Genomic DNA, 20499 nt, shown 5'->3' on the forward strand with positions numbered 1-20499 from the left:
CGAGTCGTCCGAACGATGACGAGGAGGTCACGTGTCGAGTGCTACAACCGTGAACCCGGCTGCTGAGAAGTCGGCGGTTCACAAGATCTCCGTGCGGCTGGTGCCATTCGTCGCACTGATGTTCTTCATCAACTTCCTCGATCGCACTGCGATCGGTTATGCGGGCCCCAACGGGATGCAGCAGGACCTGGGCATGACGGCCGCCCAGTTCGGCCTGGCCTCGGGGGTGTTCTTCATCGGGTACATCATTCTTGAGGTCCCCTCGAACCTGGCGCTGCACCGATTCGGCGCCAGGGTCTGGCTGTCGCGCATCATGGTGTCGTGGGGCATCGTCGCCGTCCTGTTCACCTGGGTCCAGTCCAGCGGCCAGCTGTACGCCCTGCGTGTCCTGCTCGGCGTCGCCGAGGCCGGCTTCTTCCCCGGGGCCATCCTGTTCCTGAGCATGCTGGTGCCCTCGCAGCATCGCAGCCGTACCCTCATGCTCTTCTACCTGGCCCAGCCGCTCACCAGCGTGGTCGGGGCCCCGCTGGCCAGCTGGCTCATCCAGCACCACGGCGCCCTCGGGCTCGAGGGCTGGCGCTTCATGTACCTGTGCGTCGGCGCTCCGGCCATCATCGTCGGCATCGTCGCCTTCTTCTATCTGAAGGACAAGCCAGAGGACTGCCCATGGCTCACCGCGGAGGAGGTCGCGAGCCTTCGCACTCAGCTGGATGCCGAGGCTGCGGCCAACAGCGGCGAGAAGGGTGAGAAGAACGTCGTGGCCGCGCTCACCAGTGGCCGGGTGTGGGTCCTCTCGCTCATCTACTTCGGCTTCATCTACGGCCTGTACGCCCTGAGCTTCTTCCTGCCCACGATCATCAAGGGCTTCGGCGAACAGTTCGGCATCGAGTTGTCGATCCTCCAGCAGGGCCTGGTCACGGCCATCCCGTACGCCTTCGCCGCCCTCGCCATGTACGTCTGGTCGAAGGACGTCACCCGTCGCGGCCTGCGCAGCTGGCACATCGCCATTCCCGCCGCCATCGGCGGTGTCTCGATCCCGGTCGCCCTGTTCGTCGGTTCGCCGGTCATCGCCATCGGGGTCATCTCGATCACCGCCATGTCGATCTTCGCCGTGCTGCCGAACTTCTGGACGCTTCCCACGCAGTTCCTCACAGGAGCCCCCGCGGCTGCCGGCGTCGCCCTCATCAACACGATCGGCAACATCGCCGGGTTCTCGGCCGGATACATCACCGGCGCGATCCATGACTGGACCGGCGGCTACACCGTCCCGATGTTCGTCGTCGGCGGCTTCATGATCGTGTCCGCGACGCTCATGGTCCTGCTGGCCCGTCGCGGCCAGGTGAGGGTCGCCGACGCCTCCTGATCGTCAGGGGCCGGGAAACTGGAAAGGAAGTGAGGACAATGGGCCTGGGGATCGGCACCTACGCCCTGTTCTGGGAGTGGTCTGAGGCGGTCGAGCATCCCATCGACCTGACGGGCATGCTCGACGTGGCGGCCGAACTCGACTGCGATGTCTTTCAGATCTGCGACTACCCGCTCATCGAGACGATGGACGTCCATCAGCTGAACGACATCGCCGCCCAGGCTCGTGGGCTGGGCCTGGAGCTCGAGCTGGGCACCCGTGGCACACGCTCCGAGCACCTGAACAGGTACCTGGACATCGCCGAGACGCTGGGCGCCCACATGCTGCGCTCCATGGTGCGCGTGGGCGCCGGCGAACCCACACTCGACGAGTCCCTCGCCTCGGTCCGGGGACTGCTGGCGCGGCTCCACGAGAACGGCGTCTCGATCGCCTTCGAGACCTATGAACAGCTGCCCAGCGAGCGTCTCGTGCAGTTCGTGACCGATGTCAACGATCCGCACGTCGGCATCTGCCTCGACCCCGCCAACTGCGTCGCCGGGCTCGAACTGCCCGGTGACGTGATCGGTCGCTGTGCGCCGTACACGCTCAACCTGCACGTGAAGGACTTCGCCTTCACCCGCCAGGCGGGCTGGGTGGGGTTCACCTACGCGGGGGCGGCGATGGGGGAGGGGCTGCTCGACTTCGACGCCGAGATGAAGGCGGTCCGTCCCCTCGAACGGGGCATCAACATGATCGTCGAGCACTGGCTCACCTGGCAGGGCGACCCGAAGTCCACCGTCGCGCTGGAGCGGCAGTGGACACGCCGGAGCCTCGACTACATCCGCAACTACATCGAAACCAAGGAGAACTGAACCATGAGTGAGAACCTGAAGATCGCAGTCGTCGGCGCCGGCGGCAAGATGGGCATGCGCGTGTCCAACAACCTGCAGCGCACCGACTGGACCGTGTTCTACTGCGAGAACGGTGAGGCCGGGAGGCAGCGCGTGCAGGAGGCGGGCCGCGAGGTCGTGCCGACCGACGATGTCATCGGTGACGTCGACGTCGCGATCCTGGCCGTGCCCGACGTGGCCCTTGAGCCCGTCACCGCCGACGTCGTCCCCAAGATGAAGTCCGGCGCCATGGTGCTGACCCTCGACCCGGCGGCGGCCTATGCCGGCCTGCTGACCATGCGCGATGATCTCGACTATGTCGTGGCCCACCCCACGCATCCGTCGGTGTTCCTCGAGCGCCACACGCCGGAGGAGTACGCCGACACCTTCGGTGGTGTTGCCGCCCCGCAGAACTCGGTCGCGGCGCTGCAGCAGGGCGACGAGTCGATCAAGCCGCTCGCCGAGAAGATCATCTCGACCATGTACGGTCCGGTCATCAAGGTCTACTGGACCTCGGTGCACGACCTGGCCGTGCTCGAACCCACCCTCAACGAGACCATCGGCTGCATGATCGGCCAGTTCCTCAAGGACGCCATCGACGCCACGGTATGCCACACCGACATGGACGAGGCGACCGTGACAGCCATGATCCATGGCCACATCTGGATCGCCCTGACCAATGCCCTGCGCGGCTCGAACCCGTTCTCGGACGCCTGCCTGCTGGCCATGGACTACGGCCGCGAGGCCATCATCAAGGACGATTGGGAACGCATCTTCAACGATGACGACCTCGACATCGTCATCGCCAAGATGCTCAAGCTCGACAAGGTCAGGCACTGACCGACTGTCGGATCGGCGAAGAAAGAGGGATGGTGGTCTCGTCAAGGAGGCCACCATCCCTATATCCTGTAGGAACTAACCCTATGGTTCGGGCCGCTGGGCCCTCAACGATGAGCACAACCATGAGATGGGAGAGACAATGACGTACCTGGTTGGCGAGCCGCTGGATTTCGCGGCTGACAGTCTTGCGGGCTTCGTGGCCGCGCACTCTGATCTGGTCCAGGCGGTTCACGGTGGCGTGGTCCGCGCCGACGCCTCACCGCAGGGCGAGGTGGCCGTCGTCGTCGGCGGGGGTTCCGGTCATTACCCGGCGTTCGCGGGCTGGGTTGGCCCGGGCATGGCCCACGCTGCCGTCTGCGGCAACATCTTCGCCTCGCCGTCGGACTCGCAGGTCGTGTCGGTCTCGAGGGCGGCCGACAACGGCGGGGGCGTCCTGCTGCTGTTCGGCAACTACGCCGGTGACTGCCTTCAGTTCGGCAAGGGTGCCGAGGTGCTCAACGCCGAGGGCATCGCCACACGCATCGAGACGATCACCGATGACGTGGCCTCGCGCCCCGTCGAGCAGTGGGCCGAGCGCCGGGGCATCGCCGGTGACTTCTTTGTCGTCAAGATTGCCGGCGCTGCCGCCGCGGCGGGCTACGACCTCGACGGTCTCGTAGAGGCCACCCGTCGCGCGAACGCAGCCACCAAGACCCTGGGCATCGCCTTCGACGCCCCGACCCTGCCCGGTGCTGCCGAGCCCCTGTTCACCGTGCCCGAGGGGCACTACGAACTCGGTCTGGGCATCCACGGCGAACCCGGCCTGTCCTCGCACCCGCTGAGCGGGGTCGATGATATCGCCAAGACCCTCGTCGAGGGCCTCCTCGCCGAGAAGCCTGCCGATGCGCGACGAGTCGGCGTCCTGGTCAACGGCCTGGGCTGCACCAAGTACGAGGAGATGTTCGTCCTGTACGGGCGAGTGGCTCGGCTGCTCGAGGCCGCCGGCTTGCAGATCGTCGTCCCGATCGTCGACGAACAGGTCACCAGTCTTGACATGGCCGGTGTCTCCCTGTCGGTCTGCTTCCTCGACGACGAGCTCGAGAAGCTCCTGCTCGCCCCGGCTCTGACACCGGCCTACACCCGTGGCGCCGTTGAACACGGCGGTCCTCGGCGCGAGGTCTCCACCGAGGAGAGCGCCGAGCTGGCGGCCGGTTCGCCGGAGTCGGCGGCGCAGGGCGCCAGACTCGCCACGATCGTGGCCCTCATGGCCGAGACGGCCGTAGCCGATGCCGACTTCCTCGGCAGGCTCGACTCCATCGCCGGCGACGGCGATCACGGGCAGGGCATGGTGCTCGGTTCGCGTGCCGCGGCGAAGGCTGCTGCTGTCGCCTCGGATGCGGGGGCCGGTGCCGCGACAGTCCTGAAGCAGGCGGGTCTGGCATGGGCGGAAGGCGCAGGAGGCACCTCGGGGGCGTTGTGGGGTCGCGCGCTCGAGGCCGTGGGTGCGGGCCTGTCCGATGACGCGGCGGCCGATGCGGCCACAGTGATCGCCGCTGTCGCAGCCGGTGCCGAATCCGTGGCTGCCAGCGGCGGCGCCGTGCCAGGCGACAAGACGATGGTCGACGCCACTACTCCGTTCGCCGTTGCGCTGCGCGATGCCGGTGATGACCTGCCGGGCGCCTTCGCCACCGCGGCCAGGGCCGCCACTGACGGGGCAGAGGCGACCAAGGACCTCGTGGCCCGCAAGGGCCGCGCCACGACGCACGGCGACGCCTCACTCGGCCATCCCGACCCGGGGGCGATCTCCTTCGCCCGCCACATGACGAGGATTGCTGAGTACCTGGCCGATCATCAGGCCTGACGCGGGACCGCAACTGGAGCACGGGCGCCTCCTCCATCGGTGAAGCGAAGCCGGTGGAGGAGGCGCCCGTGCGCGATGGATGTGGCTGGGCAGGATCGTGATCAGGCGGTTCGGTGTCCGGAGCCAACCGTGGTGGTCGCGGGTCTGCTGCCGGATGGATCGCAACGGCAGGCCTCTGGTCGATCGCCGATAGGTGTCGCCTTGTGCCCCATGGATGCGCGAGGGGCTGTAGACAGATGAGGAATTACTGGCGTTAGCGTCCTATATGATCTATGATGTGGCATATCTGATCGACGATGACGTCCTGATCGGAGGGACATATGCACACGACGGATGCATGGCGCATCGGGTGCACGACATCGCCCCATGCGCACGCTGGGGATGGCCAGGTTGCTGACCGGATGGTTCTTGGTCCTGGGCCCCACCTGCTGAATCGCAGCACGCGAGTCGGGCTCGGCGAGGCAGACACCGTGGTGTGCTCCGCGTCTCAGAAAAGATGGGGCCATGCGCTCTGAAGCGCCATGGCCTCGTTCACACCAGTCGCCGAAACGGGCGGCGGGTTCACCAAGTTTTAGTTCAGCTATGTGACAAGGAGGTCCATCATGGCGGGAGAACTGACTTCTCGTGTGGCGCCAGATGAAGCGACCGTGAACAGTGCCCTTGGCAAGGTGACCAAGCATCTCATCCCATTCCTGTTACTCATGTACGTGATTGCGTTCGTTGACCGGACAAATCTTGGCTGGGCGCAACAGGAATGGGAGGCTAACTATGGGATATCCACCGCTGCCTACACATTCGGCGCCACTTTGTTCTTCGTGGGCTACGCCGTCTTCGAGGTGCCTTCGAACCTGATCATGCACAAGGTCGGGGCGCGCTGGTGGATGACCAGGATCATGATCACATGGGGCATCGTGGCGGCATGCTTCATGTTCGTCCAAGGACCCAAGACTTTTTATGCCCTTCGATTCCTGCTGGGTGTCGCCGAAGCCGGCTTCTTCCCCGGTGTGATGTTGTACCTGACTTACTGGTACCCTGCTGCCCGCAGGGCATGGGCGACCGGGCTGTTCTACATGGGGCTACCCATCGCCAATATGTTCGGGAATCCCCTGTCCGGGAGCCTGCTGGAGCTCGACGGTGTTCTGGGTATGGACGGCATCCACTGGATGTTTCTGGTCGAAGGAGCATTGGCCGTGGTCGTCGGCATTATCTGCCCGTGGGTTCTCGTCGATCGTCCCAGCAAGGCGTCATGGTTGACTGAAGAGGAGCAGCGGGACCTCACCCAGCAAATCGAACTCGAGGAAGCGGCAAAGCAAAAGGCCAAGCCGATCAGTTGGGGAAGGGCACTGGCAGATCCACGCATCCTCTATTTCTGCCTGATCTACTTCTGCATCCAGGCCTCTGTCTATGGACTTACGTTCTTCTTGCCGAAACAGGTCACCTCGATGACTGGCACGACGGCAGGTTTCAAAGCATCACTTGTCACCGCGATCCCATGGGTGGTTGCTCTCATCGGAGTCCTCATTGTCCCCAAAGTCGCTGACCGGCGACAGAACCACCGTTTGCTGTCGGGGCTCATGCTGGCCTTCTCTGGAATGGGGATCATGGGATCCGCACTGTTTCTTCATCAGCTCGTGCCGGCGCTGGCGCTGCTGTCCATTGCGGCGATCGGCTTCACCTGTGCGCAACCCATCTTCTGGCAGCTCCCGACCAGGTACCTCAGTGGTGCGGCACTCGCCGGTGCCACTGGCTTGATCAATGCCGTCGGAAACCTGGGCGGTTGGGCTGCTCCGCTGCTGCGTACTTGGGCGACTCAGAGCGCATTCGGCACCGCAGACAGCCCAAATGAAGCGGCTGGTCTCGTGGTGCTCGGCATGGCGGGTGTCGTCGGTGTTCTGCTCGTCACCGGACTCAATTTCTTCAAGAAATCAGTAGAAGAACGTGAAGCTCTTTCCCTGCAGAGCGGGGAATCCTTGGACAAGTGAATCATGGAGAATATCTGACAAGGAGGATTGGAAAGATGAAAGAGTATCAGAAGGCTGTATTCCCAGATCGTCACACGGCCGTTGTGAGTGGTGCGGGAGCACCTCGAGGGATCGCCCGCAAGACTGCCCACAGGCTAGCCGCCGAGGGCTGGGACATCGTGGTTGTCGATCTTTCCGACAAGGTGTTGGAGTTCGGGGATGAACTTGCCCGGGAATATCCTGAGCAAGACTCCCTGGCAATCCAGCTCGACATCTCTGACGAGAATCAGGTGAAAAATGCCTTCGCTCGGATCAAATCGGAGATGCCGCCCGTGGTTGGTCTTGCAAATATCGCGGGAATTGCCTGTCCTGTGCCGTTGCTCGAACTGGACGCCGCGCTCTTCGACAAGGTTCTGGCGGTCAACTGCCGCGGCACGATGTTGATGATGAAGTACGCGGCTGAGCATATGAAAGAATATGGGATCGGACGTATCGTCAACTTCTCGTCCATTACTGCTCTGGATGGCGGAGGCACTTTCTCGAAATTCGCATATGCGGCGGCAAAGGCTGGGGTTCTTGGCATTACCAAGGGTGGTGCTCGAGAACTCGGACCCTACGGCATTACAACCAATGCGGTTCTGCCCGGTCCGATCGACACCGACATCATGGGCGGTAAGCTCACGGACGAGCGCAAGAAGCAGATGTCCTCGAACATTCCAGTGGGTCGTGTCGGCCAGCCCGAGGAGATTGCTGCCGTGGTGTCCTTCCTCCTTTCTGCTGACGCCTCGTTCGTCAATGGCGTCTCGCTGAATGTTGACGGTGGTAAGCAGATGCACTGAGTGGTATCTGGGTGGCGGGTCTTGCCTCAATAGTGCCCGCCACCCGGGGTACCTGAGAAACAGGAGGAGGGATCATGACACTTCCGACGATCACGGATATCCGTGCTTATTTCATGGGCGGAGCGAGTTCTTCGAGTGGCGGCCAAGGAGGTGGTGATTATCACGATCAAGGATCTGGGCACTGGATTGACGATCACATCGCCACTCCGATGAGCAAGTATCCGCAATACGAACAGTCTCGTCAATCATTTGGCATAAACGTGCTTGGTACGCTTGTGGTTGAGGTCGAGGCAAGTGATGGGACGATTGGGTTCGCTATTTCTACGGCGGGCTTGATAGGCTGTTTCATAGCCGAGCATCATCTATCCAGGTTCCTCATCGGTCGGCGCGTTGATGACATCAAATTGATTCACGATCAGATGACCAACGCCACGCATTTCTATTCCGGTGGTGGTGGCGTTGTCATCAACACGATCTCATGCATCGACTTGGCGCTGTGGGATTTGTTCGGCAAGGTTGTGCAGCAGCCCGTGTACAGCCTGCTGGGCGGTGCGGTGCGAGATGAGATTCAGTTCTATGCTACTGGTTCCCGTCCGGACTTGGCACGCGAGATGGGCTTCATTGGTGGCAAGATACCCACGCACTACGGACCGCATGACGGGGATGCGGGAATTCGGGCAGAGGTGGAGCGGGTCAAGAGGTTCAGGGGTCTGGTGGGGCCAGATTTCTGGCTCATGTTTGACTGCTGGATGAGTCAGGATGTCAATTATGCTGTCAAACTTGCCCATGCAGTGGCTCCGTTCGGCGTGAAGTGGCTGGAAGAATCGTTCCCGGCTGCGCAATATGAGAGTTATGCTGCTTTGAAACGGCAGATGCCACCAGGGATGATGGTCACCTCTGGTGAACACACTGGAAACCTTGTCGCGTTCCGAACGTTGAGTGAAACAGGTATCGACGTCCTGCAGCCTGATGTGGGATGGTGCGGTGGTCTCACCTCGCTCGTGGAGATCGCGGCGATTGCGAAATCAAAAGGGCAACTTGTGGTGCCGCACGGTTCCTCCGTCTACTCCCACCATGCCGTGATCACGTTCGTGAACACTCCGTTCAGTGAATTTTTGATGACGAGCCCGGGTGCCGATGAGATCAGGCCCCAGTTCGATCCCCTCCTCGTCAATGAACCCGTTCCAGTTGACGGGCGGATCAGCAAAGCGGAACTCACGAAACCTGGCTTCGGAGTGGACCTCAATCGCGCATGCCCGCTTGAAAGGCCATTTGTGCACTGACCATGGAGAAGCTGATGTCAACTGAAACGAGTCACGTTCCCCTTAACCGATTGAAAGAACGCCTTCGGGTTGGCGATGAACCTCAGCTGGGGTTGTGGCTGAGCAGTGGCTCACCGGCAATGACGGAGATCGCTGCGGGTGCTGATTTTGACTGGGGGCTCATCGACGGCGAGCACGGGCCCAACGGGATCGAAAGTCTCCTTGCCCAACTCCGTGCTATCGCTCCTCATCGAACGGCGCCGATTGTACGCCCCGCTGAGACGAGCCGGGTACTTATCAAGCAGATTCTCGACATTGGGGCACAGAACCTGCTGCTGCCGATGGTTGACTCCCGAGAAGACGCCGAGATGGCTGTCGCGAGTACTAGGTATCCGCCCCGGGGGACGAGGGGAGTGGGAGCGTCCATTGCCCGAGCAGGCCAGTGGGGCAGGATCAAGAATTACATGATGGAGACCGAAGATCAGCTCTGTGTGATTCTTCAAGTGGAAACTCGCGAGGGACTGGCCCACCTTGATGAGATAGTGCAGGTTGAGGGTGTTGACGGTGTCTTCATCGGCCCTGCTGACCTCGGCGCCGCGCTGGGGAGTCCCCCCATCGAGGAGCTCAACTCCATCGTCTGCGAATGTCTGTCCAAGATCCGCAGGGCTGGTCTCATCGCGGGATCGATCGCGTTGGAGGAGGCCACGGCGCGCACTTACCTTGAAGCCGGGGCAAATCTTCTTGCGATTGCTTCTGACACTGATTTGCTTGTGCACTCCCTTGATGACTGCAAGAGCAGATTTGCCGATGTCACCACGACTCGTGATTCACGTCGAGCTGGCTCAGGAAATAAAAGCGAGAAGGGCTGATGTGAATGCTGGGAAGAGCTACTATCAGGTGTCCTGGGGGATCATTCGGCGTGAGACCATCGCCAGATGGTGGGTCATGGCATGTATGGCTGCAGCCTTGTCGCCTGAACGCACGGCATCGAAGATCGTCTGGTGTTCCCCGATCGCCGTGGGGGCATCGACCTTGCCCGTCCCACTCGTCTGCCGCATCAAATGAACGCTGAAACCCAAGGAGTTCACAGATCTGTTGATGTACCTGTTGCCGCAGTGATTCAGGATCGTCTGGTGGAAGTCCCAGTCGCGATGGTAATAGTTCCAGATCGCCGCTCGGTCACTCATTGCGCCTTCCGCATCGAGCCTGTCTGCTGCTTCAATGTTGGCGGCAAAAGATGTTTCGAGGTCTGCGACCAGTCCTGGGAGATTTCTGCTCATCGCACGGTCGAGCGCGCTCGTCTCCATGATGAGCCTGGCCTCAATCAGCTCGGACATCTGCGCCGCTGACATCGGCGGGGCGACCCGATAACCGCGGTTCGCCATGCGCCGCACCAGTCCCGTGTCCTCGAGCCTGGCCAAGGCCTCCCTCACTGGTGTCTGCGACACCGCGAGATAGCGCGCCAGTCCATCGATCGTGAGCGGCGAGTTCGGTTCGAAGGACCCTGACGTGAGCATGTCCAGCAGAGCGTCGTAGACGTCGTCGCGTAATCCTCGCGGCCGGATGGGCCTCAGCTGGGGCATCTCTAGGTCGGGGCTGCTGCTCATGGGCCGGATCATATCCAGCTGTTCAGGAACCAAGCTGTCTGCGCGCTGTGCCCGGACTGTTGCCCACGATTCCGCGCTGGCCAGAACCCAACTCATTACGAGTCCGCGGGCCGGACTGCGGCGCGACGCCTCAAGCGGCGGTCGTCAGTTCCGGTCCGCCGGGAGCCGTGCCGCTGAGTATGTCCGTGCGGAAAAGGGGGAGGACCACACCGATGAAGGTGACCAGGGCGGCGAACAGCACGATCACTGAAGAACTCCTCTGCTGTACGAGGGCGGGCATAGGACCCGCACCTGACGAAGCCACAGCGCACTCCGTCGTGTGGAGCAACGATAGATTCACCGGCAGCCGATGAGCCAGGCCGTGACCGGGGTGTCGCCCCATCGTGCCCCGGGCACTGGGCCCAGCGCCCGGTATGGTTGATGGCGACGCATCGGGGGAGGAGGTCTCATGGCGGGTACCCGCGAGGGGCACTCTTCCGGCCCCAGGGCCAGGCAGTACGCCATCGCTCAGGCGGTCATAGCCAAGGGCAAGGCGACCGTCGAGGAACTCGCCGATCTGACCGGCGTCTCCGCCATGACGATCTACCGCGACATCGCGGTGCTGGAGCAGAGCAACATCGTCCAACTCCACAACGGCACTGTCGTCGCGGTCGCAAGCGGCTTGCACGAGGCCGATGCGGTCTTCCGGCTGGAACAGGCCTCTGACGAGAAGCGACTCATCGCTGCCGAGGCCGCCACACTCGTCGCCAATGGTTCCTCGGTCATGCTCGACGACTCGAGTTCATCGGTCTGGCTGCTTCGTGCCCTGGCAGATCTGTCATCGCTGACGATCGTCACGAACTCCCTGCTCGTCGCGGGCGAGGTCACCGAGAACCGCTTGGCGCAACTGATCATGACCGGCGGCGAGTACCGGGCCTGGGCCCACGCCCTGATGGGACCGACCACCGTGCAGAACATCACGGCGATGCACGCGGACTACTGCTTCCTTTCCACCTCCGGTATCTCGTCGATGGCCTGCTTCCACCCCTACCAAGAGGTGGCCGAGGTCAAGGCCGCCATGCTGCGCTCCAGCGAGGTACGGGTGCTGCTCATCGACAACAGCAAGTTCAACCGTCGTGCGTTGTTCAAGTTCGCCGAGCTGAGTGACTTCGACCACGTCATCGTCGACGACAAGGCGCCCGAGGCTGATCTCAGGCACCTCGAGGATGCCGGTGTTGCCGTTACCGTGGCCGCGTCCCGGGGGCGACGCGGCAGGCAGACGGCCGTTACCGCGCACCGCGGCTGATGGCAGACGCCCCGAGGCCCTCACCGGGCCGGCGTTTCCTCTCGTCGTGACTCAATTTATGCGCCTCCCACAAGGCATTTAACATATATGATGATATTTGAAGCATTCTCAAAGGTGACATACCTCAGCCAAGCTGTTACTGTTCAGTCATGGAACAGGTCATGGCGGACCGCTCCGGGGGTGTGATGCTCGCCAGGGCGACAACTGGCGTACAGGGCGGCGTCTTCCCGGCAGTCAGGGCCAACGGGCTTCCGAGTGGCGATCGTTCGCTGAGAATTACCTTGCCAACAAGGATTTTAGGGTTGCCTGAGGTGCTCGGTCCGCGGTTCTCGTGTGCCGCCGCTGATGGGGGTGGGTTGAACTCGGAGTCATGGCCGGCCGTTGTTCCATGGGGCATGACGCCTCGTAACAGTATTTGTGATGATGGTATCGCTGATGCTGTTAATGACGTGTTCTCGTGGGTGGGGCTCGTTACGCGCATCGCACTGCCCACCCCGGTAAGCACCCCGTGACGGATTCAGTCGGCGCGTCACACCTCACGTGGTGAGCCCGCGCCACGCCTGACACCGGGCGCAACCCTGTCCACCACTGAACGAACAAAGGAACAAGGATGTTCACAACCTCCCTGGGGGTCTTCCTCTTCGGCCTGCTGGCCGCCATTGCCGGCGGAACCGTCGGCGCTGCGATCGGCGGCAACTACGCGTTCGTGCTCGTCGGTTTCTGCGTACTCGCCTCATGGGGCATGTTCGCCGCCACCGGCAGCACCTTCGGCTTCGACTACCTGGCCTTCGGCCCCTTCATGGGGCCGCACATCGCCTTCGCAGGCGGCGTCGCGGCGGCCATCTACGCCCGCTACAAGGGACACTTCGATGACGGCAAGGACGTCAACTCCCCGCTGGCCGGCCTCGGCAAGCCCAGCGTCCTGATCGTCGGCGCCTGCTTCGGCGTCTTCGGCTACCTCTTGCAGATCGGTGTCAGCCACGTCCCGTGGTTCGGTTCCCACACCGACTCGGTCGCCTTCACCGTCCTGTGCTCCGGCCTGCTCGCTCGTATCGTCTTCGGCGGTGTTCCGGGCAAGGGCCTGTTCAAGGGATCGCTGCACAACCCCGAGGCCTTCCACGCCGACGCCACCAGCTTCCCGGCCAAGATCAAGCCCGGTCCCAACGGACGCTGGCTCGAGTGGCAGGAGAAGCCCTCGCAGCTCATCACCATCGGCTCGCTGTTCGGTGTCTTCGCGGGAGGCGCCGCGCTCTTCCTGGCCGCCAACGTCGGTGCCCATCTCACCGAGAAGGGTTTCGCCAACAACCTTGCGGCAGCGAACGCCAACACCTTCGGTTTCGGCATCTCGGCCATCATCATCCTGTTCCTCATCACCAACCGGAACATGCCCGTTCAGCACCACGTGACGAACATCGCAGGCCTTGCCGCCGTCCAGTTCTTCCCCGTCCTCATGGGGGAGAGCTTCGCCACCTTCACCTGGACCGCCACCTCGGCCTGGGACTCGCACACCTGGTTGATGGCCTTCGTCGCGATCCTCATCGCGGGTTTCTTCGGTGTCGTCGCGGCAGCGCTCGGCGAGTTCGCCGCCCGCCTCTGGTACAACCGCGGTACGAGCCACATCGATCCTCCGGCCGCGTGCATCTGGATCAGCAACACCCTCGTCGTCTCACTGGCGGCGCTGCTGTCCTGAGGGCCCGCGGCCCGATCGCCACGAAGGAAGAAGGGAACCACGCATGAGTCACGGTCTCGTGAGCAGCCCCACCGAGTTCGCCAGTGCCTACATCTTCGACCTCGACGGCACGATCTACCTCGGCAGCCAGCTGCTGCCCGGTGCCAAACGCTTGATCGAGGAATTGCGCCGACGCCGGATCCCGGTCCGCTTCCTGTCGAACAATCCCACCAGGGATCCCGACATGTACGTGAAGAAGCTGACCGGTCTGGGGCTGCCCACGGGGCTCGACGACATCTGCAACACCGTCGTGACCACCGTCCGCTGGCTCAAGCAGAACCACCCGGACGCCGTCCTGTTCCCGATCGCCGAGGAGCCCCTGTGCCGCGCCCTCACCGAGGCCGGCTTCGAGTTGAGCGATGACCCGTCCCGGATCGACATCGTCATCGCCTCCTACGACCGCACCTTCGATTACCACAAACTCCAGGTCGCCTTCGACGCCATCTGGTTCCACAAACGGGCCATCCTCGTGCAGACCAACCCCGACCGCTTCTGCCCCTTCCCCGGCGGGCGCGGCGAGCCCGACTGCGCGGCCATCACCGCCGCCATCGAGGCCTGCACCGGTACCACGTGCCAGGTGAACTTCGGCAAGCCCTCGCCCGTGATGCTCACCGAGGCCCTGTCCGGCCTGGACGTCGACGTGGCCGACTGCGTCATGGTCGGTGATCGCCTCCAGACCGACATCCAGATGGCGCTCGACGCCGGGATGAAATCGGCGTGCGTGCTCACCGGCGAGGCATCGCCGGCCGACATCGCCGCCCTCGACGAGGCCCACAGGCCCACCTACGTTCTCGACCGCGTCGACCGCCTCATCCCTGCCCGGTACTGGGGTGAACTCGGCTGGTCGGAGGACGACCTCTGAAAACCGCAGGCTCCCAACGGGGGAGCGCTGCAAGTCAACGTGCTCAAAGGAGAGTTCCCATGACCGACAACGGCCCTTACGTGCTGGGTATCGACTACGGCACCGAGTCCTGCCGCGTGGCCATCTGCGATCTGCAAGGCCGCCCGATCACCTTCGCCGCCACGCCCTACAAGACCACTCACCCGCACCCGGGCTGGGCGGAGCAGAACCCGGAGGACTGGTGGAAGGCATTGCAGGCCTCCACTCACAAGGCCCTCGAGAGCTCGGGTATCCCGGCTTCCGCCATCGCCGGCATCTCCTACGACGCCACGACCTTGACGATGGTCGCCCTGGACGCCAGGGGTGTGGAGCTCCGCCCGGCCATCATGTGGATGGACGTGCGCGCCACCGAGCAGGCCGAACGGGCGAACTCGTCCGGGTCAGTGGCCCGTCTCTACAACGGAGGTGGCCATTCCCCGGCGACGGCCGAGTGGTACCCCTTCAAGGCCGCCTGGTTGCGCGAGAACGAGCCCGAGACCTATGCCAAGGCAGCGCACCTGGTCGACGCGCCCGACTGGGTGACCTACAAGCTGACCGGCGAGTGGACCACCAACATCAACTCGGCCGCCATCCGCATGTACCACAACCGTGACAAGGGCGGCTGGCCGAAGGACTTCTACGAGACCATCGGCTGCGGAGACGTCTTCGACAAGATCCCCGAACGCGTCCTCGACCTGGGCGCCCCGGTCGGTGAGCTCGGCACCATCGCCGCCCAGCTGCTCGGCCTGCGTCCCGGTATCCCGGTCGCCCAGGGCATGGCCGACGCGTGGGCGGGCCAGATCGGTCTGGGCGTCCTGCAGCCCGGGCAGATGGCTCTCATCACCGGCTCCTCCCACGTCCTCACGGGCCAGTCGGACAAGGAGATCCATGGCGAGGGCTTCTTCGGCGCCTACACGGACGGCGTCATGCCCGGCCAGTACACGGTCGAGGGCTCGCAGGTGTCCACCGGCTCGGTGCTCAAGTGGTTCCGCGACAATTTCGCCCGTGACGTCATCCAGGCGGCTGAGCGCGTCGGCCTCAACCCCTACGACGTGCTCAACGAGCAGTCAAGGAGCATCCGGCCCGGTTCGGACGGGCTCATCATCAATGAGTACTTCCAGGGCAACCGCACGCCGTACACGGACTCGAAGGCCCGTGGCATCGTCTGGGGTCTGTCGCTGGCCCACACCCCGGCTCACGTCTATCACGCGATTCAGGAGTCGGTCTGCTACGGGAATGCGCACAACCTGCGCGCCATGAAGGCCGCCGGTTTCGAGGTCAGCCGCATGGTGGCCTGCGGTGGCGCGACCAAGAGCCGTGACTGGATGCAGATGCACGCGGACGTCTCGGGCGTGCCGATCGCCCTGACCGAGGTCGGGGACGCGGTGGTGCTCGGAACCTGCATGCTTGCCGCGGTGGGTGCGGGGCTGTACAAGGATCTTCCCGAGGCGGCCGCCTCGATGGTCCACGAGATCGACGTCCTGGAGCCCGACCCCGAGCTGCACGAGGAATACGCGTTCTACGTGGACGCCTACTGCGACACGTACCCCAAGTTGCGGTCGATGATCCATGACATGGTGGACCACGAGGCGCAAAGGTGAGGAGTCTGGAGAGAAAGGGACAATGATGTCAGATCTGATCGAGCAGGCACTGGCGAGCGCCGACGACACCGACAGGGTCGTGATGGGCGATGGGGTGCTCGCGGCGACGGGCCCCATGTTCAGGGAACTCTTCGGTCAGGCCAGGGGTGTCATCATCGCCGATGAGAACACCTGGGCGGCGGCCGGTGAGCAGGTGAGCGCATCGCTCAAGGACGCAGGCGTCGAACTCGCCGAGCCGTACGTCTTCCCGGGCAGCCCCAGCGTCTACGCCAAGTACGAGAACGTCGAGTTGCTGCGGGAATTCCTCGCGCCACTCGATGCGAATGCCGTCGTCGTCGGCTCGGGGACGCTCAACGACCTCGTGAAGAGGGCCAGTGACGAGCTGGGGCGGCGTTATCTCGTCGTGTGCACCGCGGCGTCGATGGACGGCTATGCGGCGTTCGGCGCCTCGCTGTCGGTCGACGGGTTCAAGACGACGTTGACCTGCCGCGCGCCCCAGGGCCTCGTCGTCGACCTGCCGACCCTGGCAGCGGCGCCTCAGCGCTGCACCGCCACCGGCGTCGGCGATCTCATCGAGAAGATCCCAGCCGGAGCGGACTGGATCCTCGCCGATGAACTGGGCATCGAACCCATCGACCAGGGCTCCTGGGACCTGGCCCAGGGACGGTTGGAGGCCGCCATCAGCGACCCCCAGGGTCTGGTCGACCGTGAACCCGGCGCCTTCGTCGCCCTTGCCGAGGGATTGGTGCTCTCGGGCCTGTCGATGCAGAGATACCGCATCAGCTCCCGCCCGGCCTCCGGAGCCGGCCACCTCTTCTCACACGTCTGGGAGATGGAGCATCTTGGCATGGACGAGGACCCGCCGCTGACCCACGGCTTCAAGGTGGGGCTGGGCACGCTGGCCACCCTTGCGCTGTGGCAGAACGCCGTCGACCTCGACGTCTCGAGCATCGACACCGAGGAAGTCGTCGCCCGGTGGCGCAGCCGCGAGGACACCGAGGCCTTCGTGCGTTCCTGGTTCACCGGGAACATGGTGGAGCCGGCCGTCAAGCAGACACTCGACAAGTACCTCACCGCTGACGAACTGCGCGGACGCATCGAGCTGATCAAGGACAGGTGGCCCACGATCACGGAGCGGACCCGGGCGCAGATCATCCCGCCGGAACGGGCCGAGGCGATTCTCAAGCAGGTGGGGGCCTACTGGCACCCGCAGCAGATCGGCCTGAGCCGTCAGCGCTTCCGGGACACCTATCTGCGCTGCCGCATGATCCGCAGCCGTTACACCCTGCCCGATGCCCTGTTCGAGCTCGGCGTGCTCGATGAACAGGTCGACCGATTGTTTGCGCCCGATGGCTTCTGGGGGCGGCGTCCCTGGGCCGAGTGACTGGCACGCCGGGTGCCGGGCACGTCATCGGCGGGCCGGAGGGTCGATCCGCCCGGCCCGGTACCCGGATGACCGAGCAGCTCGGCAACCCTGCCCCTGTTTCTCGACGAGGAGGAAACATGACTGAGAAATATGTAGTGGGACTGGATTTCGGTACCCTGTCCGGCCGAGCCGCCGTGGTTCGCGTCAGTGACGGTGAGATGGTCGGCACGGCGGTCTGCGAGTACCCGCATGCCGTGATGGACACGAGACTGACCGCGGCGAACGGGCAGGAACTGCCACCAGACTTCGCGCTGCAGGACCCGAGCGACTACCTCACCGCACTCTACGAGACGGTCCCCGCGGCCGTGGCCGACTCGGGCGTCGAACCGGCCGACATCATCGGCGTGGGCCTGGACTTCACCTCGGCGACCGTCGTGGCAGCCACCGCCGAGGGCACCCCGGTGTGCGAGCTGCCGCAGTTCGCGGACAACCCGCACGCCTGGGTGAAGCTGTGGAAGCACCATGGTGCCGTCGAGCAGGCCCGGCGCATCGTCGATGTCGCCACTGAGCGAGGCGAGGAGTGGCTGAGCCGCTATGGCGGCGTGCTCAACTCCGAGATGCTGCTGCCCAAGGTCGCCGAGACCCTGGAGTGTGCTCCCGAGGTCTATGCGGCCACGGACGTCTTCTGCGAGGCCATGGACTGGCTCACCTGGCACCTGACCGGCCGGTTGACCTTCTCAGCGGGCTCGTCCGGCTACAAACGCATCCTCCAGGACGGCCGGTACCCGTCCAGGGACTTCCTGCGCCAGGTGAACCCGGGTCTGGAGAACGTCTACGACGAGAAGATGAACGCACCGGTCCTGCCCCTCGGCCACAACGTCGGTGGCCTGCTGCCGGAGGTGGCGTCCAGACTCGGGTTGCCGGCCGGCATCGCAGTGGCCAGCGGGAACATCGACGCCCATGTCACCGGCCCGGCGGTGCAGGGCGTCGAGGACGGTGTCATGACGGCCATCATGGGAACGTCGGTCTGCTACCTGCTCTCATGGCCGACACCTGCTCCGGTAGCCGGCATCTTCGGGATCGTCGATGGGGGGATCGTCGACGGCTCCTGGGGTTTCGAGGCGGGCCAGACCGCAGCCGGCGACATCTTCGCCTGGTTCGTCGACACCTGCGTCCCCGCCCGGTACCAGGCCGAGGCCGACGAGCTGGGCATCCCGGTGCACGAACTGCTCACCCGCAAGTGCGAGCATCAGCCGGTCGGCGCCCACGGACTGGTGGCCTTGGACTGGCACAACGGCAACCGCTCAACCCTCATGGACGCACAGTTGTCCGGCCTCATGCTGGGCACGAGTCTCACCACGACGCCCGAGGACCAGTATCGAGCCCTGCTCGAGTCCTGCGCCTTCGGGGCCAGGACGATCATCGAGGCCTTCGTCTCGGCGGGGATCGACATCGAAGAACTCGTCGTGGCCGGCGGCCTGACCAGGAACCGCCTGTTCATGCAGATCCTTGCCGACGTCTGCCGTCGTCCCCTCTCGGTCGGTACCGCCGAGCAGCCCGGCGCCCTCGGCTCGGCCATCTTCGCCACCGTCGCGGCAGGGGAGTATCCCGATGTCAAGGCTGCTTCGGCTGCCATGGGGGCGAAGAAGGAGGGCGTCTACCTGCCCGACGAGGCCCGCGCGGATCAGTATGACCTGCTGTATGCGGAGTACAGCAGGCTGTACGACTACTTCGGCCGAGGCGGCAACGAGGTCATGCACCGGTTGAAGAGCCTCCGGGCGCAGGCCCGGGCAGCTTCTGCATAGTGATCTGACTGGCCTGCGCAGCAGCGGCCAGAGCGCGAGGCACTGGGCCCCCGTCATCAAGGCGGGGGCCCAGCCATGTCGTTGAGCAGCGCACTGTCGATGGACTCTGAAGCTCCGGCCGGTCCTGTACCGCTGCCACTGAACGAAGAACTGAGCCGGTGCCATGGCGATCTGGGCTCGCCGGAAGCTATGGACAAATAGAATATATGATCTATGATCGTCTCATGACGTCCGACCAACGGTGATCGGACGGGAGAGGACCAGATGTACACGGCTGATGCATGGCCCATCGCCTGCAAGATGAACTTCGGACCACTCGCCGAGGACGGCACCCCCATCGCGGAGGCCCCGCTGGAGATCTGGCGGGATCAGCTCCTCCAAGTCGCCGAACTGGGGTTCAAGCACTTCGACCCCATGGACGACTGGATCCCCCTCGCCGACATCAGCGAGGAACGGTTCGCACAGTTCCAAGTGCTGCTCGACGAGACCGGCCTGGCCTGCCCGGCCATGTCGATCGGGCGGAACAGCGTCATCGATGCGGACAGGGGTGATGAGAACCTCGCGCTCGTGCACCGCACCATCGACAGGGCCTCGGCGCTCGGCGCCACCATCGTCAACATCGGCTTCCAGCAGGAGCTCACGGAGCCCCAGAAGGAGGCGTTGTGGTTCTGGCTGGCTGACGGGCACCACGATGACCCGGGGTTGTATGACCTCGCAGTGGAGCGGGTCAGGGAACTCGCTGACCACGCCCAGCGTCTGGGCCTGCAGATCAGTCTGGAGATGTACGAGGACACGTTCATCGGCACCGTCGACGGTGCTCTGCAGTTCCACCATGACGTTGATCATCCTGCTGTCGGGATCAACCCCGACCTGGGAAACCTGATCAGGTTGCACCGGCCCATGCCGAAGGGTGAGGAGATGTACGAGAGACTTCTTCCGCTCTCGAACTACTGGCACATCAAGAGCTACATCCGCGACGAGGATGACGTCACCGGTGCGTACATGTCAGCGCCCGTGCCGCTCAAGTACGGCGTCGTGAATTACCGAGCGGTGATCAGACGGGCAATCCAAGTGGGATATGACGGCCCCTTCATGACCGAACACTATGGCTCGGATTGGCTTGGGGTGGGCGCCGAGAACGCTGAATACATCAGGCAGGTCTTGAGGGGAGCCTTGCGCTCTTTCGGGCGTGACAAGTAGTTTCCATGAGGAATCTTTGCTGGGGTTCGATCGCGAGGCAACCCGGGTGGAG

General features: G+C 63.8%; 16 protein-coding genes. 15 read left to right on the forward strand and 1 reads right to left on the reverse strand.

What is annotated here, in order from left to right; all coding sequences use genetic code 11:
* The first annotated feature begins 31 nt into the window (after window positions 1–31).
* From PROPJV5_RS05200 to PROPJV5_RS05235, 8 genes are all read left to right on the forward strand, one after another.
* Window positions 32–1363, forward strand: coding sequence for an MFS transporter (locus PROPJV5_RS05200; RefSeq protein WP_220474337.1), 1332 nt, complete (start codon window positions 32–34; stop codon window positions 1361–1363).
* 38 nt (window positions 1364–1401) lie between these two features.
* On the forward strand, window positions 1402–2214 hold the full coding sequence (locus PROPJV5_RS05205) for a sugar phosphate isomerase/epimerase family protein (protein WP_119715269.1): 813 nt from the start codon (window positions 1402–1404) through the stop codon (window positions 2212–2214).
* A 3-nt stretch (window positions 2215–2217) separates the two neighbouring features.
* Complete coding sequence (locus tag PROPJV5_RS05210) at window positions 2218–3072, forward strand: phosphogluconate dehydrogenase C-terminal domain-containing protein (protein ID WP_119715270.1); 855 nt, start codon at window positions 2218–2220, stop codon at window positions 3070–3072.
* A 139-nt stretch (window positions 3073–3211) separates the two neighbouring features.
* The gene (locus tag PROPJV5_RS05215) at window positions 3212–4912 is read left to right on the forward strand and encodes a dihydroxyacetone kinase family protein (protein ID WP_119715271.1); all 1701 of its coding nucleotides are present in this window, start codon (window positions 3212–3214) and stop codon (window positions 4910–4912) included.
* Between the two features lie 602 nt (window positions 4913–5514).
* Window positions 5515–6894 carry an MFS transporter gene (locus tag PROPJV5_RS05220; protein WP_119715272.1) on the forward strand — a complete coding sequence of 460 codons (1380 nt, stop codon included), beginning with the start codon at window positions 5515–5517 and terminating at the stop codon, window positions 6892–6894.
* Window positions 6895–6929: 35 nt separating this feature from the next.
* Window positions 6930–7712 carry an SDR family NAD(P)-dependent oxidoreductase gene (locus PROPJV5_RS05225; protein ID WP_119715273.1) on the forward strand — a complete coding sequence of 261 codons (783 nt, stop codon included), beginning with the start codon at window positions 6930–6932 and terminating at the stop codon, window positions 7710–7712.
* Between the two features lie 74 nt (window positions 7713–7786).
* A complete protein-coding gene (gene rhmD / locus PROPJV5_RS05230; protein ID WP_119715274.1) occupies window positions 7787–8995 on the forward strand; it encodes an L-rhamnonate dehydratase in 1209 nt (402 codons plus the stop codon).
* A gap of 14 nt (window positions 8996–9009) precedes the next feature.
* The gene (locus tag PROPJV5_RS05235; protein ID WP_119715316.1) at window positions 9010–9843 is read left to right on the forward strand and encodes an HpcH/HpaI aldolase family protein; all 834 of its coding nucleotides are present in this window, start codon (window positions 9010–9012) and stop codon (window positions 9841–9843) included.
* A gap of 24 nt (window positions 9844–9867) precedes the next feature.
* Here PROPJV5_RS05235 and PROPJV5_RS05240 read toward each other — a convergent pair whose 3' ends face one another.
* Window positions 9868–10581: a GntR family transcriptional regulator gene (locus tag PROPJV5_RS05240; protein WP_239018401.1), complete on the reverse strand. Its 714-nt coding sequence runs from the start codon at window positions 10579–10581 to the stop codon at window positions 9868–9870.
* A 448-nt stretch (window positions 10582–11029) separates the two neighbouring features.
* On the opposite strand from PROPJV5_RS05240, the gene PROPJV5_RS05245 reads away from it, so the two are divergent.
* The 7 genes from PROPJV5_RS05245 to PROPJV5_RS05275 all read left to right on the forward strand — a co-directional run bounded on the left by PROPJV5_RS05245 (window position 11030) and on the right by PROPJV5_RS05275 (window position 20447).
* Entirely contained in the window at window positions 11030–11866 is an 837-nt protein-coding gene (locus PROPJV5_RS05245; protein WP_119715275.1) for a DeoR/GlpR family DNA-binding transcription regulator, read from the forward strand.
* A gap of 610 nt (window positions 11867–12476) precedes the next feature.
* Complete coding sequence (locus PROPJV5_RS05250; protein WP_119715276.1) at window positions 12477–13556, forward strand: DUF7973 family transport facilitator; 1080 nt, start codon at window positions 12477–12479, stop codon at window positions 13554–13556.
* Window positions 13557–13599: 43 nt separating this feature from the next.
* A complete protein-coding gene (locus tag PROPJV5_RS05255; protein WP_119715277.1) occupies window positions 13600–14457 on the forward strand; it encodes an HAD-IIA family hydrolase in 858 nt (285 codons plus the stop codon).
* 59 nt (window positions 14458–14516) lie between these two features.
* Window positions 14517–16076, forward strand: coding sequence for an FGGY-family carbohydrate kinase (locus tag PROPJV5_RS05260; RefSeq protein ID WP_119715278.1), 1560 nt, complete (start codon window positions 14517–14519; stop codon window positions 16074–16076).
* Window positions 16077–16101: 25 nt separating this feature from the next.
* On the forward strand, window positions 16102–17460 hold the full coding sequence (locus PROPJV5_RS05265; protein WP_119715318.1) for a sn-glycerol-1-phosphate dehydrogenase: 1359 nt from the start codon (window positions 16102–16104) through the stop codon (window positions 17458–17460).
* Between the two features lie 119 nt (window positions 17461–17579).
* Entirely contained in the window at window positions 17580–19247 is a 1668-nt protein-coding gene (locus tag PROPJV5_RS05270; protein ID WP_119715279.1) for a ribulokinase, read from the forward strand.
* 264 nt (window positions 19248–19511) lie between these two features.
* Complete coding sequence (locus PROPJV5_RS05275; protein WP_119715280.1) at window positions 19512–20447, forward strand: sugar phosphate isomerase/epimerase family protein; 936 nt, start codon at window positions 19512–19514, stop codon at window positions 20445–20447.
* Window positions 20448–20499 lie beyond the last annotated feature (52 nt).

Origin of the sequence: Propionibacterium ruminifibrarum (genome assembly GCF_900289195.1) — a bacterium.
Lineage (GTDB): Bacteria > Actinomycetota > Actinomycetes > Propionibacteriales > Propionibacteriaceae > Propionibacterium > Propionibacterium ruminifibrarum.